Genomic DNA, 15433 nt, shown 5'->3' with positions numbered 1-15433 from the left:
GGAGCCCACGGCGTCCGCGCGGCAGGTCACCTCGGCCTACCGCAGCCTGGTGCGGCTGCTGCACCCCGACACCCGCCCCGTCGAGCCCGGATCGGCGGAGCGACTCCGCGCAGTGGTCGCCGCCTACGAGGTGCTGCACGATCCCCGGCTGCGGACCGCTTACGACGCCGAACGCGAGAGCGCCCGGCCCCACCCGAGTACCGCCCCCACCTCGGCCCGGCCCCCGGCCGCACCCCGGCGGGTGCCCGTCCGGGTCATCCGGGACGCCGGGAGCGCCGAGCCCACTTCCCCCGGCGCAGCGATGCGACCAGGGGCCGAACCGCTCGTTCGGGCGGGCCCGGTGCGGAGCGCACCGCCGGGCGCACCGGCGCGGGCGCGGGATGATGCCGGCGACCTCTGGGAGTGGATACTGCACCGGCTGTGGGAGGTGGACCCATGGCTCTGAACGGCAACGAGTTCCGCACCGCCGTCGCCTGGTGGGACGGCCAGGCCACCGTCGCGGTCACGGGCGAGATCTGCCTCCCCACCGCGCCCGAACTCGCCAGCCGCGTCAAGGAGTGCCTGGCGCGCCGGCCCCACCGCGTCGACCTCGACTTCGCGCAGTGCGATTTTGCGACTGCTCGGGCGCGGACGGCCTGGAGCGGCTTCATCGCCAGGCGCAGGAGGAAGGCGTGGTCCTGAGGGTCACGGATGTGCGGGCACCGATCGTCGCCCGGGTAAAGACCACGGCCCAGGCGACCAACATCCGGATCGCCTCCGAGAGGTTGCCCCTGCGCGCCGCCGCCATGCTGCTGCGCGCCGTCGGTGAGAGCCTGCGGGTGGCGCATGTGCGGCGCCGGCTGGAGCAGGAGGTCGCCGAACGGCGCGACCGGTTCGCCTGGCGATTCGGTGCGCGCTGGATCCCGGTCGACGACCAGGTTGCGCACCAGGTCCGTACCGTGCTGGCTGCCGCTCACTGGGTCACCGCGACGACGGAAGCGGACCCTGCGCCCCGAACCCTCGCCGAGGACTCCGCCGCCCGCGGGTAGGACCGCCGCGCGGCAGGTCCTCTCCGCGCTGGTGCGACGGCGTGACCGATTCGCGGACTGCGCGGACGCTGTGCGCAGCGGGCCGTCATGATGGCCGCCACCGTGCGGTGACCCGGACGACGGGTGCCGGACTGCCCGCGTGACCGGGCCACGGCACGGTCGTCGACCGACCCGGTCCCATCCCGTCGATCCGGACGGCGACGCGCTCGCGGAGGGCGGTCGGATCGCGTGTTCGGCCCTTGCCCCCGGCTGCCGCGGCTCAGACCACCGACGGTCGCCGGGGATCAACCGGGTCGATCCCCACGTCCTTGAACCGGCTCTCCAGCGCCTCCAACCCGGCCTCCCGCCGGAAGTCCTGCGCCTTTGGTGATCGGCAACAGCCACAGGATCCAGGCATGCGCGCCGTCGCCCCACGTGCAGATCTCGAACTCGGGGCCGAATGGATAAGGCAGGCTCACCAGGTAGTGATCACAGTCCGAGTCGTCGAGCCACGGTCTGCCGATAGGCACGGTGTGCCCGACATCGAGTCGTTGGTGAACAGGACCGCAGTGGCCCCGCCGGACGTCGGGGGAGGGACCAGGCGGCCCCTCCCCCGACGTTCAGCCGGCGACCGTCACTCCGGTCTCACCTCGACCTGCTCACGGCTGGATGCCGAAGGCCCGGGTGATGGTCTGAGTGACCCCGCCGCCACTGCGCTGTCCGGCGGTCACCCGGAGCGAGACGTACTGCGCTCCGGACGGCGCGGTCAGCGAGGCCTGCCAGGTGCCCTTCTTCTCCTTCAGTTTCTGGGCGTGCCAGGTCTGCCCGTCGTCATAGGAGACATCGAGCGCGACCGAGGAGACCTCGTCCTGCGCGGTGGCGTCACCGATCACGCTGGGCTTGATGGCGAGAGTGGTCTTGTGCTCCGCCCGGCCCTGCAGGTCGAGGTCGGTCTCGAAGTCCAACTGCGCCAGGGGGGTTGCCTTCGACTCGGTCACAGCGCCCGAGGTGAAGCGCCATTCGGTGTGCGTGGCGGAGGAGTAGGAGCTGACCGCCGGGTCACCGGTGGTGTCGACGACCAGCCGGTACGGAAGGCTCTGCGGTGCCAGGTCACCGGCGCGGATGCTGGGGACGGGGGCCTCGGTCAGCTTCAGGTCACCCTGGTACAGCGATATCCACTCCGAGGCCGAGCCGCTGTGCGCGGATCCCGCGTCACCGCCGCCATCGATGTCTGCGTTGAACGTTCCGTCCGGCAGCCGCCACAGAACATCGTCACTGAGCAGCCGTGGCCGCGTGATGGGGCCGAACCAGCGGTCCTGCTGCGTGCTGCCAGGCTTGTAGCTCAGCGTGTCGGTGTGCGTGTTTACATTCCCCCCATTGGCGAACTCCTGCCACCGGACACCGTTGGTGGAGACCCAGTCGGTACGCGCCCCGGCAGCGACCGGCAGCATCGGGAACGGAAGGTTGATGTAGGCGACCCCGTACTGCGGCAGGGACTCGCCCGGCCACCAGTACGGGGGATAGTCGTTACGCTTCTCCCGGCCCTCCTTGCCGGGAGCCAGAGCGAAGCCGAGGTCGATCCGGGCGAGATGGTCGGTGTCGGCGGACGGATCCTCCGGCACCGCACCGATGTGGTAGTCGGCCAGGTCGTACACGTACGCCGGCTTGGCGTGCCCTTCCACCGCCAGCTGCACCCGCTTCTTGCCGGCCGCGGCGATGTCCTCGATCAGCTTCTCGCCCTCGTCCAGCGTCACCGAGGCGACCGGAACGGACCCGGCCGTGCTGAAGTCCGGCTTGCCGTACCAGAGGTCGCCGCGGCGACCGGTCTCCTGGTTGACGACGAGGAGCAGCGCGGCGCCGGCCTCCGCCGCCGCCGCCTGCTGGTCCGTGGCGACCGCGCCGCCGCGCACGACGACGGCCTTGCCGCGGACGGACAGACCGGCGTAGTCGGCCCCCAGGCCGTCACCCGCGAAGACGGCCTCCAGGCTGGAGGTGCCGTCCGGCACCGCCTTGGTACCGGGCATCACCAGTGCGTCGTCCAGGTGCTGCTTGCCGTACGACACCGTCAGGGGCGGCTGCACCGCGCGGAACCTGGTGCCGAAGGCGAAACCGCCCTTCTTCACCTTGGTCTTGGTGGGCAGAGCCCACACGCTGTCGTACGCGTCGGGCGGGAACAGCGCGTCGAACATGGCATCGTTGGACGGGGCGGGCTCGGCCGAGGTGAAGGAGCGCCACACGTCGATCCGGGTCTGGACGACGCTGGTCGGCTTGGCGGTCGCCACCTTGACCTGCCGGGCCTTCGAGGCGTCGAGGAGCACCTCGCGGTCCGAGGTCAGATCGACCTCGGGAGCGATCAGCACCGCCTCACCCAGCGAGTGGGGCCCGTGCACGCCCTCCACGTCCACATAGCCGCGGAGGGTGTACGTGCCGGGGATCCAGCTGCTGGTGAGCATCCCGCTCTCGGGTACGAACACGCTGGTGTCGACACCGGAGTCACCGGTGATCAGAACCGTGCCGCTGATGGGACGACCGGAACGGTCCTTGAGCTTGATCGTGAGGCTGTGCTTCTCGGGTTCGACGGAGACGCCGACGGCCGTGTGCAGGGACACCCGTCCGGCCCGGCTGCTGCCGCTCGCCACGACCTGCGCGGCGTACTGGCCCGGCGCAAGACCCTTCGGGTCCACCACCACGTCGGCCTTCACGCTGCCCCGCGCGGGCACGGTCACGTTCTTCGCGCCCAGCGCGAAGGCTCCCGCCGGAGAGTCGCCCGCGTCGACGGAGAGAGCCAGAGAGAAGGGCTTGTCCGTGCGGTTGGTGTAGGTGATCTCGCGGTGGATCGGCTGGGGCCGCGTCTTGGGCTCCCAGGGGACCAGCCCGGCGTTCACCGACCCGGTGGCGAAAGCCTCGGCGGCGTACGCGTCGGACACCGTCACGCGGCCGGTGCCTGCCTGGTAGGGGGTGTAGGCAGGGGTCCGCATGCTGGTGCTCATCAAGGTGTTCTTGATGTCCTGCGCGGTCCACTCGGGGTGCTTCTGGGCCAGCAGAACGGCTGCTCCGGCGACGTGCGGGGTCGCCATGGAGGTGCCGTCGAGGTTCCAGTAGTAGCCATCGCCGCCGTTGGTGACGAAATGCGAGCGCGCCGCCAGCACGCCCACTCCGGGCGCGGTGATGTCCGGCTTGATCGCGTCGTCGTACATCCGCGGGCCGGCGCTGGAGAACGGGGCGAGCGTGTCGGTGGCGTCCACGGCGCCGACGGTGAGCGCGGCATCCGCGGTTCCCGGTGCTCCCAGGGTGTACGGGCCGGGGCCCCCGTTGCCCGCGGCGACGACGAAGAGAGCTCCCGTCTCGGTGGTCAGCTTGTTCAGGGCCTGGCTCACCGGGTCGTTCTGGCCGTGCCGGTTCGAGTCGCCGAGGCTCATGCTGATCACCTTGGCGTGCTCGGTCCTCGCCGCCCACTCCATGCCGGCGATGATCCAGGAATCCTGCCCGAAGTTGTTGTTGTTCAGGACCTTGCCCACCAGCAGATCGGCCTGGGGCGCGACTCCCTGCTCCTTGCCGCCGGACGCGGCGCCGGTCCCCGCGATGGTGGAGGCGGTGTGGGTGCCGTGCCCGACCACGTCGGTGGTGTCCTCGCCCGGAACGAAGCTCCTGGACGCCACGATGCGGTTCTTGAAGTCGGGATGGGTGGCGTCGACCCCCGTGTCCAGGACCGCGACGCGGACCCCGGCGCCGGTGCCTCCCGCAGCCCAGGCAGCCGGGGCACCGATCTGTGCGGTGCTTTCGGCAAGGAGGCCCTTCGCCTTGCCGTCGAGCCAGACCTTGTCGATACCTTCGGCGAAGGAGGGCACCTGCGTGCCGTCCGACGTGCCGCCGGCGGCCCGGTCGGCCGACGACGGTTTGCCGTGGTGCCGGGCCGGACCGGTGAGAGCCGACCAGAAGGCGGCAGCCTTCGCCCGGTGGGTGCGGACCGCCTCGCCGTGGACGGAGGGAAGGCTCAGCGTGGTCTCGGTGCCCGGAAGCGCGGCGCCGGACTCCTGGGCGTTCGAGTCGACCTTCGCGGCACCGGACTCGAGGGCGGCTGAGTCCTCGGTGTGGCTGAGGATCAGGGGAAGGTCACTCGTGTGCTTGTCGTCGTAGCCCTGGGATATCAGCTGCGTGACGTTGAAGAGCTCCTTGTCGAGCCGGCCGGCCGCGATGTAGGGCATGGCCTCGTCCGGGTACACGTAGGTGCCGGTGCCCTCGGTGGAGACCCGCACCGAGCCCGTCGCACCTGGGGCGCGAGAGACGTTCACCTCGGGAGCCGTCCCGGCGGCTCCCGGAGTCACCGTCACCTTGTCGCCCGTGATCAGGGTGACGGTGGCCGGTGTGCGGGGCTTGTTGTCGCTTGCGGCCGACGACGCCGGAGTCGTCGGGGTGAGCGCGGCAGCGCTGTGTGCCGCCATGGGCGGCAACAGACCGGCGACGAGGGCGGCGCCGACAAACACCGCTCGCCTTCGGGGAAGGGGGGGTCGCACAGTACCTCCGGAGTTGATGAACCGCTGAATATCAGCTGTCGCGGAGGCAATGTACTGGTTTGAATTTCCCCTAATAATCCCCAAGTTGACTCTCAGTCGACCTTGTTTCCGGAAGGTTGCTCAGCCGGGGACACCATGCCCCTGCGATCTGCTCGCACAGGCAGGTCAGCACTCATGTCGGATTGTTCCGGAAGTAAGGTCGGCAAAGCCATCCGTTTTCGTTATGCCTGTCCAGGTTGTGCTCGCACTGCATCCAGGCAGCAGCCCGCCGGCAGATGCGCATGAAAGCCCGTGAGGCTCCGGGTGGCCAGCCTCACGGGCCGTGCGGGGACATTCACAGGTAACCGATCGGACGCGAAGAATTCATCTGCGGAAACATGACGGCCCGACAGGTCTCCGGACCCCTGCCGACCGGGCTCGACTGCGTCGTCACCGGCGCGCGCCTCGAGGCGACAGCGGGAACATGGCTGCCGACAGGACCGTCGATGGGGGCACGGAGCACCGGCCGACCAGTCGTCGGCAGCCCGGGATGGGAACGCCGCGACTCCCCGGCGTCTGGCTACCGCCGCGCCCAGCGGTCAACCCCCAGGGACCGGGCGGACGTTCGCCAGGCTTCCTGGACCCGGTGCGCGCGGCCCGCTGCCGGGGGACGTGGCAGAAGGCCTGTCTCGGCGGAGGGGACCGTCAGCGCAGAGTGACGTCGAAGACCATGTGGAAGAAGGCCTCGAACGGCGCCGTCGACTTGTCGGCCCGGGCCACGATCAGCGTGCCCTCCCAGGCGCTGAGGATGAACCGCGCGGCGGCCGCTGTATCCAGAGCGCCGTCGAGGTCGCCGGCCTCCTGGGCCTCGGTGAGCGCCTGCCGGATGTTCGAGGCCCACAGGTCGAAACCGCGCCTGACAGCGGTGCGGATCTCCTCACTGTGATCGGCCACCTCAGCACCCAGGTTGCCCACCAGGCATCCCCGGGTGAAGCCGCTGTCGACGGTGTCCCTGCCCAGGTGCTCGAAGTGCGCCCGGAGCCGCTCCAGCGCCGGCCGTCCCGGTGTGGTGAGGATGTCGAAGCGCAGGCCGGCACCGTACCGGCTCAGCGCTTCCAGGGCGCTCTCCTCCTTGCTGGAGAAGTGGTTGTAGAACGAACCCTTGGGAGCCCCCGCCGCCGCGGTGATGTCGCTGATGCCGGTGGCGTTGAAGCCGTGCGTGTGGAACTGCTGGAGGGCTGCCTCCGCGATCTCCTCACGCTTGGATGCGCGCGCCATCATCATCACCTCGCACCCAGTATATGGCCGGTCGCCTTGGAACGACTCCAGCTCCGGTCGCGGTGGGACGATCGTCGTCTGCGGCAGGTCGCCGATGAACGGAGGTGCCGGTGACCAGCCGTTCTGGCTCCTGGCGCCCCCGTCCCGGGTCTGCTCCGGGCGCCTCGCTCGGGCCGGGGCCGTTGCCCGACCAGGGACTACGCCGAGCGTCCTCGCGGCCGGCGAGCGGCCGCGAGCCCGCCGGGTGGTGCGTTGTGCGGCGCTTGACGAAAACTAAGTCGACTGGTCATATTGAAGAGTCCCCGCGCCCAGCAACACCTGCCGGGGACCAGCCGTCGATCCCGACACAGGAGCACCACCATGTCCACGTACCGAGCCTTCGAAGCCACCGGTGTCCACTCCCTCCGACCGGTCGAGCGCGAGCTTGTCGACCCCGAGCCGGGGCACGTCCGACTCCGGGTGGAGGCCTGCGGGATCTGCCACACCGATGTCCTGGCCGTCGAGGGCCTGCGTCCCGACCCCTCCCGGCCCGTGGTCCCGGGGCACGAGCTCGTCGGTGTCATCGACGCCGTGGGCGCGGGCGTCACCGCCTGGCAGCCGGGAGACCGCGTGGGCGTCGGCTTCCTCAACGGGCACTGCTGGGAGTGCGAGCCGTGCCGCCGTGGCGACTTCGTCAACTGCCGCAACCAGGAGCAGACCGGGACGACCATCGACGGCGGCTACGCCGAGGTGGCCTACGCCAGGGCCAGCGGGCTGGTGCGCATCCCCGACGGTCTCTCGGCCGTCGAGGCGGCCCCCCTCCTCTGCGCCGGGCTGACCACCTTGTCCGCACTGCAGCAGGGCCCGGCCAGGGCCGGTGCCCTGGTCGCCGTGCAGGGCATCGGCGGGCTGGGGCACCTGGCCCTGCAGTACGCGCGCAGCCTCGGCTACCGGGTCGCGGCCGTCGCCCGCGGCAAGGAGAAGGAGGAGCTCGCCCGCGAGCTGGGCGCCCACGAGTACATCGACAGCACCACCACCGACCCCGGAGCCGCGCTGCGTGAGCTCGGCGGCGCCTCGATCGTCGTGGCCACGGCCTCCAGCGGCGCCTCCATGAACCCGCTCGTGAACGGCCTGGCCCCGGGCGGCAGGCTGGTGGTGGTCGGCGCGGCAGCCGACCCGCTGACGGTCGCCACCCCCGACCTGATCTTCGGTACCCGTTCCATCGTCGGCAGCCTGACGGGGTCGTCCATCGAGAACGAGGACAACCTCGCCTTCTGCCTCGCCCAGGGGATCCGGCCCAGCACCGAGACCATGCCCTTCTCCCAGGCCATGGAGGCCTACGAGCGGATGCTCTCGGGCCAGGCCCGCTTCCGGGTCGTGCTCGACATCGCTGCCTGACGTCTGGATCTGCCGGGCCGGGGCCGTCGCCCCTGCCCGGCAGCAAGCCGCCCGGCAGCAAGCCGCGCGGCTGACGCGGGAGTGCGCTGGAGCGAGACCTGCAGCATCACGGGGACGTACTACGACGCCCTGTCGGAGCGCGGTCGAAGTCCGACCTCGGAGACCAGGTCCAGCGCGGCGCTGCTCCCCGCAGCCGCAGCGGTGCAGCCGGCGGTGAGCAGCGGCGACCCGTGGCCAGCCGGACCCGTATCGTCGCTGCGGTGATCCTCTCAGGCGCGCTCGGCGGTAGCGGCGAGCAGATCCACGGCCTGCGTGGGGTGGCCCGCGCGGCGCATGATGACGGCGACGAGCCCGTCCAGGCCCGCCGGCGCGCGGTCACCGGCGCCCACCTCGTCGCCCTCGTCCGCACGGGCGCGGGGTTTGAGAGCGGCGTCCTGGTCGACGGCGAGGAGACCGCGGCCGCCTGACACCGCGCGGCCCTCGACAACTGCCCGGTCGAACGCACCAGGCGCACGACAAGCTCTCGACCATGGGGCAGGCTACCGGCATGAGATCTCGAACCGGTGGCATGTGGTGGGGAACGACGATCGAGGCGCCGGACCCCAGCGGCCTGGCGAAGTTCTACGCCGAGCTCCTTGGCTGGCACATCGGACATGAGGAGCCTGGAACAGCCATTGTCGCCGCCTCCCCGCAAGGACCCTTCTTCGTGTTCCAGCAGGCGGAGGGCTATCGGGCTCCGGTCTGGCCTCCGGTCGCCGGGGAACAGCGCCCGATGATGCACTTCGACTTCCAAGTCGGCGATCTGGACTCCGCCGTTGCCGACGCGGTCGCCTTGGGCGCCGCCGTGGCGGAGTTCCAGCCGCAGGAGAACGTCCGGGTGATGCTCGACCCCGCCGGACACCCCTTCTGCTTGTGCTTCGACGAGGCGTGACCGGCGGAGCTTGACCCGGCTCGGAACCGGAAAGACCGGCGCTGGGAACTGCGGGAAATCACTCATCAAGCAATGGGTCCAGCCGCCCCGCCGGGCAACAGCCCGGCGGGGCCACGACCGCCACGGACCCACCGACCTCATGTCTGGCCGGCGAAGACGTCGCCCCCACGTTCACGACGGCAACATCTGCTTCCCTACGAGGTCTGCCTCGGGGGTCGGCTATCCGAGGATCCACTGCTGGTTGCTACCGCCGTTGCACGACCAGAGGTCCACCAGAGCTCCGTTGGCAGTGGAGCCTCCCGTCACGTCCAGGCACAGGCCGGACTGGACGCCGGTGATTGTGCCGTTGGAGTTGACGTTCCACTGCTGGTTGGCCTGCCCGTTGCAGGACCAGACAATCGCCTTCGTGCCGTTCGTGGTGCCCTTGGCGTTCGCGTCCAGGCACAGGGTGCTGCCTCCGACCGTGATCGTCAGTTCGTTCGACGAGTTGTGCGTCCAGGTCTGGTTGGCCTGGCCATTACAGCTGTAAATCTGCTGCTGGGTGCCGAGCGTCGCTGTCGAGTTCGGGTCGTCCAGGCACTTGCCCGCGCCCACTGCGTGCAGCGCACCCGTGGTGGCGGTGGTGGTGCCGGTACCGTCCAGGCCCATGAAGTGGATGGCGTAGGCGGCCATCTGCGTGCCCTGGATCGGCAGTTGGTGCCCGGCACCGACGATGCTGTACGTCTCGACCTGCGTGCTGCCGGAGCCGTTGGCGTATCGGGCCCGGTTCCAGTTGGCGACCGGGGTGTCACTCGAGGACGGGGTCTGACCCACCCCGAGTACGTTCGTCCACTGCTTGGTCTCTTCACCGAGATTGTTGTAGTTCAGGGTGGTGTCGGCGGTGCCGTGCCACAACTGCACCCGGGGACGCGGCCCGGTATAACCGGGGTCGGCATTGTTGCGCACCAGGTCGCCCCACTGCTGCGGGGTCATGGAGACCTGGCCCCCGGCGCAGGGCCCGTTCCAGCCGCGTACAGTGCCCGTGTAGAAGCAGTGGTAGGGCACGCCCATGAACGCCGCGCCGGCCTTGAACACGTCCGGGTAGTCCGCGAGCATGACGTTGGTCATCATCCCGCCCGACGACTCCCCGGTTACGTACACCGCGTTGAGGTTCCCGCCGTAGTGCTGCTCGGTGTACGTGATCATCGACATCAGTCCGACCGGGTCACTGCCGCCGCCCCGCCTCAGCGCCTGGTCGGACGAGACGTCCCAACAACTGCCGGCCGGGTTGGACGAGGGGTAGATGACGATGAACCCGTTCTGGTCCGCCAGCGATCCGAAGTCGGTGCTGGAGTACAAGTAAGGCCCAGAGCCCTGGCAGCCGTGCAGTGCGAGCAGGATCGGCGGGTTGGCCTTGACGCTGTTCGGCACGTACACGTACATCTGCAGATTGGTCGGGTTGGTCCCGAAGTTCGTGACCTGGGTCAACGAGGCCGCGGCGGCCTGGGGTGCGGCGGGCAGGCTCACACCGATCGCAGCGACCACCACGAGGATCAGGCCGAGCAGGCGGGACTGCAAATACCGGATTCGCGCCATGGGATCTCTTCCTCCAGTACTGTTGGCGCTAACAATGTGCGCGGGGACGTCCCCCGGGTTCCTCACCGGGGGTTCCGCGTCGCCGTTCACGGCAGGCGGAGGGCGACGACGAGCTCGTCGCGGCCCTGGACTGCTACCGGGGTGTGAAGGCCGGGTTGGCTCCACGCCCGTTCCTCCAGGCCACTGGTCGAGTCGGCGGCCTCACCGCCGGCCGCCCCATGGCATGCCGCTTGACCAGGCGGTCTGGTGAATCGGCACCCACAGCGGTGGTGAATCGCTCAGAAGTGGGCCGGCCGGCCGCGCGAGATCCTCGCGCCTCCCAGCGGATGCTGCGGATGACGGAGCCAGGGCAGGGTCTGTCCTCGGATCACCGGGGCGCTCCTGAAAGGGGGAGTGTGGTCGCTCGCAAAAAGAAGTGAGCGCTCACATTCAGCGTGGGGGTCAGGCCTGTGCGGTCGGGCATCCCCCGGGCGGCGCCCCGGCGAAATGCCCAAATGAGACTGACACATCCCCCTCTGACACCTCAAGGGGCGTGCAGCACGGACTTGTTCCGGCACAGGCCCGAGCCAACGGAAACCCGACGCGTCGAGACGCCCGGCAGGTGGCCGGTGGCAGGGAGCCGACCACTTCCTCGCCTTCACCGGCATCGCCGCAGACTCACCAAATAAGACGACGTCTGAAGCGGGCCACGGCTGCATCCCGTGGCGCCGTTGCGACATGTCGCAGGTGTGACACCAGAGGCCGGTGACATGCCCACCGCCACAGCAGATTCTGTCGGACAGCGTGTGACTCCCAGCTGTACGAGAGGTGCTTGGCTGATGGCATGGATCCGCCTGACGGCGGCGATATCGACAGGACTGCTGCTGGCCGCCGGAGGCATGCCGGCCGCCGCCGCCCAGACGCCCCAGGACACCGCGGCGCGCCCGGTCGACGGCCAGGGCGCGCCGGCCGTGACCGTACGCCTGGTGACCGGCGACCGCGTGACGGTGACGCCGGGGGCCGACGGCCGCCGCACCGCCTCGGTCGAGCCGGGACCCGGCCGTGAGGGCATCGTCTTCCGCACGTACCAGGAGGACGGCGGCGACCTGACGGTGCTTCCGTCGGACGCTGCGGACCTCGTCTCCGCCGGGACGCTGGACCGGCGTCTGTTCGACGTCTCCGCCCTCATCGCCCAGGGCTACGACGAGGCCGGCACCTCCGCGTTGCCGCTGATCGTCTCCGCCTCCCCGCGCGGCGGCGTGGCCCGGACGACCGCGAAGAGCGAGAAGGCCGCGGCCGCCGTCGCGGACCGGGTCGCCGCGTTCAACGAGGCCTCGGCCCCGGCGCGGACCCTCGCCAGTATCGGCGCGCGGTCGCTGCGCGTCGCGGACGACGACCTCGGCGCCTTCTGGAAGGCCTTGAACCCGGGCGACGCCGAGGGCACCGCCCGCGCCGCCGCGACCCCGCGGGTATGGCTGGACGGCCGGGTCGCGCCGGTACTGGACCGCAGCACGGCGCAGATCAACGCGCCCGTGGCGTGGAAGGCCGGGTACGAGGGCCAGGGCGTGAAGGTAGCCGTGCTGGACACCGGTGTGGACGCCGCACACCCCGATCTGGCGGGCCGGATCGCCGAGGCGAAGGACTTCTCGGGCAGCGGGAACACCGTGGACCACTTCGGGCACGGCACGCACGTGGCGTCGATCGTCGGCGGGACGGGCGCGGCGTCCTCCGGTTCCCGCAAGGGTGTGGCGCCGAAGGCGGAGCTGCTGATCGGCAAGGTGCTCGGTGACGACGGCTACGGTTCGGAGTCGCAGGTCATCGACGGCATGGAGTGGGCGGCCGCCGAGCACGCCAAGGTCGTCAACATGAGCCTCGGCTCCGACGAGCCGACCGACGGCACCGACCCGATGAGCCAGGCCCTCAACACGCTGTCCGCCTCTGGTGACACCCTCTTCGTCGTCGCGGCGGGCAACGCGGGCCAGAGCGGGGACTCCACGATCGGTTCGCCCGGTGCGGCCGACGCCGCGCTGACGGTGGGCGCCGTGGACCGCGACGACTCCCTCGCCTCCTTCTCCAGCCGCGGTCCGCGCCTCGGCGACAAGGCCGTCAAGCCCGACGTGACCGCCCCCGGCGTCGGCATCGTCGCCGCGCGCGCCTCCGGCACCACCATGGGCGACCCGGTCGACGCCAACTACACGGCGGCGTCCGGCACCTCGATGGCGACCCCGCACGTGGCGGGTGCCGTCGCGCTGATCGCGCAGCAGCACCCCGACTGGACCGCCCAGCAGTTGAAGGACGCCCTGATCAGCACCGCGCACACCGTGCCGGGCACGAAGGTGACCGAGCAGGGCGGCGGCCGGATCGACGTCGCCGCGGCCATGGGCGCGGTCACGGCCACCGGCAGCGTGCTGCTGCCCCCCGTCCAGGTGGGCGGCGACAAGCAGCAGTCGGCCACACTGCACTACACCAACACCGGTGACAAGGCAGTGGACCTGAAGCTGAGCGTGGCTCTGGCCAACTCCGACGGCGTGGCCCTGACGGCCGGTGTCGTCGCGCCCGGCGCGAGCACCGTCCACCTCGCCCCAGGCGCCTCCGCCGACGTGCCGCTGAGCACCGACGCGAGGGACGCCAAGCGCGGCGCCTACTACGGCTACGCCACCGCGACCGGCGCGGACGGCACCGTCCTCGCCCACACCACGCTCTCCCTGGTCGTGCACGCGCCGCTGCACCGGCTCACCGTGATCGCCCGCGACCGCGCGGGCAAGGTGCTGCCGGGCTGGCTGCCGACGATCTGGGGCCAGGACGGCTTCGTCTCGTACACCAGCGCCGACCCCGCGGTCGCCGTCGTCGAGGACGGCACCTACCAGGTCGACTTCAGCACTCTGGACAACGCCTCGGACGGCCAGGAACTGGTCGAGGTGATCAACCCGCAGGTGAAGGTCTCAAAGGACACCACGGTGACGCTGGACGCCTCCAAGGTCACCCAGGTGCAGATCCGCACGCCCGAGCCCGCCGAGCAACGGGGGATCCTCAGCTACCAGACGTACCGGCGCATCGAGGGCCACGGCCTGATCCAGGGCGTGATGTTCTTCGACATCGCCAAGCGCATCTACGTCAGCCCGACCGCGCAGGTCACCGACGGCACCTTCGAGTTCGCCTCGCGCTGGCAGATGACGGCCCCGCAGTTGCGGGCGAAGGTGTCGGGCACCTCGGCGCCCTTCACCCCGTACTACCTGCCGACCTCTCCGGTCTTCGACGACAGGGGCGTCCGGCTGACCGCGGTGGACGCCGGAGCGGGCACCGCCGCGGACCTCGAGGCCGCCCATGTGCGCGGGAGGCTCGCTGTCGTCCGTTACGACTTCGGCAACGACGCCGAGCTGGCGAAGGCCGCCGCGGACGCCGGGGCCAAGGCGCTGATGCTCGTCATGCCCGAGGGCTTCTTCCCCTGGACGCGCTGGCAGCCGGAGGGCGACCGCCTCGCGCTGCCGATCATGCGCGCCGGCTCGACCGAGGGCACCGACCTGCTGAAGCGCGTCGGTGAGCGCACCACCACGGTGGAGTTCTCCGGCACGGTGAAGAGCCCCTACCTGTACGACGTGATGCAGGTGTCGCAGCAGCGCGTTCCCGAGAAGCTGGTGTACACGGTCAGCGAACGCAACAGCGCGGTGGTGAAGGCCGCCTACACCCGCACCGGCGCCTCGGCCTGGGGGAGCGAGCAGCGTTTCGGCTGGCGCCCCTACCAGGAGTTCGCCTGGAACCAGTACACCCGTGACGTGCCGGTGGGACAGCAGCGCACCGAGTACGTGACGGCCGGTGACACGTTGTGGAGCCACACCGTGCACCACGACACCGTCATGGATCGCGACCTCGCGCTGGGCGTCGGCATGCGGGACGCCGCCCGCACCTACCTGCCCGGCCAGCACGCCGCGGAGAAGTGGTTCGCGGGGCCGGTGCGCCCGTCAATCCCGCACGGCGTGACGGGCTGGCCCGGCTCGGTGCGCAACGGTGACACCTTGTCCCTGTACATCCCGGAATTCGCCGACTCCCAGTCCGGCCACTGGTCGTTCGCGGAGGTCAACTCGCTGGGTGGCGGTGCAGGAACCGGTGCCGCGGTGTCCGCGGTGGGCGACCCGAGCGACGTGGCCCACGCCGAGGTGTACCGCAACGGCCGGCTCGTGGCGCAGTCCGACACCGGGGCCTGGGGCGGATTCGAGGTGCCCGCGGGCAAGGCCGGCTACCGGCTGGACCTCACCACCGCCCGTACCTCCGCCGACTGGCAGTTCGGCACCGGCACCAGGACGTCCTGGACGTTCACCTCGGACACCGCGGCGACGGCCGCGCTGCTGCCGCTTCTCCAGGTCGACTACAGCGCGCCGGTGGACCTCCGCAACGCGGTGGGTCCGCGCCGGTCGCACACGCTGGGTCTGAACGTACGGATGCCGGACGGCCTGGCCGCCCCTCGCGGGGTCACGCTCAAGGTCGAGGCGTCGTACGACGACGGCCGTACCTGGCACACCGCCCGCACCGCGCGGCACGGCGGCACGCGGTTCACCGCTGCGGTCGAACGGCCGTCGGGGGTGCACGGGGACGCGTACGTCAGCCTGCGGGTGACCGCGGTGGACGCCGCGGGCAACACCGTGCGGCAGACGGTCGACCGTGCCTACCTGCACCGTGGCCCCTCTTCGGGGCGGTGACGCCGGCCCCGCAAAACGGCTGAACGACGGCGGATGCCCGGGCGGAAGCCCTGGCACCCGCCGTTTGCTTGCCCGGTGGTGGCTCGCGGTGCAAACTTC

General features: G+C 70.7%; 10 protein-coding genes. 7 read left to right on the top strand and 3 right to left on the bottom strand.

The window, feature by feature from the left end; genetic code table 11:
* From AOK09_RS15815 to AOK09_RS15805, 3 genes are all read left to right on the top strand, one after another.
* On the top strand, positions 1-445 hold a 445-nt coding region (locus AOK09_RS15815), incomplete at its 5' end, for a J domain-containing protein (protein ID WP_055587836.1).
* Positions 436-681 carry an STAS domain-containing protein gene (locus tag AOK09_RS15810; protein WP_055587835.1) on the top strand — a complete coding sequence of 82 codons (246 nt, stop codon included), beginning with the start codon at positions 436-438 and terminating at the stop codon, positions 679-681. The genes AOK09_RS15815 and AOK09_RS15810, both read left to right, overlap by 10 nt.
* Positions 672-1028, top strand: a complete 357-nt coding sequence (locus tag AOK09_RS15805; RefSeq protein WP_055587834.1) for a hypothetical protein — start codon at positions 672-674, stop codon at positions 1026-1028. Before AOK09_RS15810 ends, AOK09_RS15805 begins: the two co-directional genes overlap by 10 nt.
* A gap of 638 nt (positions 1029-1666) precedes the next feature.
* Here AOK09_RS15805 and AOK09_RS15800 read toward each other — a convergent pair.
* Both AOK09_RS15800 and AOK09_RS15795 read right to left on the bottom strand, forming a co-directional pair.
* The gene (locus AOK09_RS15800) at positions 1667-5449 is read right to left on the bottom strand and encodes a S8 family serine peptidase (protein WP_079063099.1); all 3783 of its coding nucleotides are present in this window, start codon (positions 5447-5449) and stop codon (positions 1667-1669) included.
* Positions 5450-6205: 756 nt separating this feature from the next.
* A complete protein-coding gene (locus AOK09_RS15795; protein WP_063795967.1) occupies positions 6206-6778 on the bottom strand; it encodes a TetR/AcrR family transcriptional regulator in 573 nt (190 codons plus the stop codon).
* A gap of 360 nt (positions 6779-7138) precedes the next feature.
* Between AOK09_RS15795 and AOK09_RS15790 the strand changes: the two genes are divergently transcribed.
* From AOK09_RS15790 to AOK09_RS15780, 3 genes are all read left to right on the top strand, one after another.
* Positions 7139-8155, top strand: a complete 1017-nt coding sequence (locus AOK09_RS15790; protein ID WP_055587832.1) for an alcohol dehydrogenase catalytic domain-containing protein — start codon at positions 7139-7141, stop codon at positions 8153-8155.
* Between the two features lie 260 nt (positions 8156-8415).
* Positions 8416-8622, top strand: coding sequence for a hypothetical protein (locus AOK09_RS15785; protein WP_157875914.1), 207 nt, complete (start codon positions 8416-8418; stop codon positions 8620-8622).
* An 80-nt stretch (positions 8623-8702) separates the two neighbouring features.
* Positions 8703-9086: a VOC family protein gene (locus AOK09_RS15780; protein ID WP_322973182.1), complete on the top strand. Its 384-nt coding sequence runs from the start codon at positions 8703-8705 to the stop codon at positions 9084-9086.
* Between the two features lie 219 nt (positions 9087-9305).
* Here AOK09_RS15780 and AOK09_RS15775 read toward each other — a convergent pair whose 3' ends face one another.
* Positions 9306-10661: an extracellular catalytic domain type 1 short-chain-length polyhydroxyalkanoate depolymerase gene (locus AOK09_RS15775; protein ID WP_055587829.1), complete on the bottom strand. Its 1356-nt coding sequence runs from the start codon at positions 10659-10661 to the stop codon at positions 9306-9308.
* A gap of 818 nt (positions 10662-11479) precedes the next feature.
* On the opposite strand from AOK09_RS15775, the gene AOK09_RS15770 reads away from it, so the two are divergent.
* Positions 11480-15334, top strand: a complete 3855-nt coding sequence (locus AOK09_RS15770; RefSeq protein ID WP_055587828.1) for a S8 family peptidase — start codon at positions 11480-11482, stop codon at positions 15332-15334.
* Positions 15335-15433: the final 99 nt, after the last annotated feature.

Source organism: Peterkaempfera griseoplana (assembly GCF_001418575.1).
Taxonomy (GTDB): domain Bacteria; phylum Actinomycetota; class Actinomycetes; order Streptomycetales; family Streptomycetaceae; genus Peterkaempfera; species Peterkaempfera griseoplana.
The sequence above is the reverse complement of the archived record's forward strand: the minus strand, read 5'-3'. Positions and strand labels throughout refer to the sequence as shown.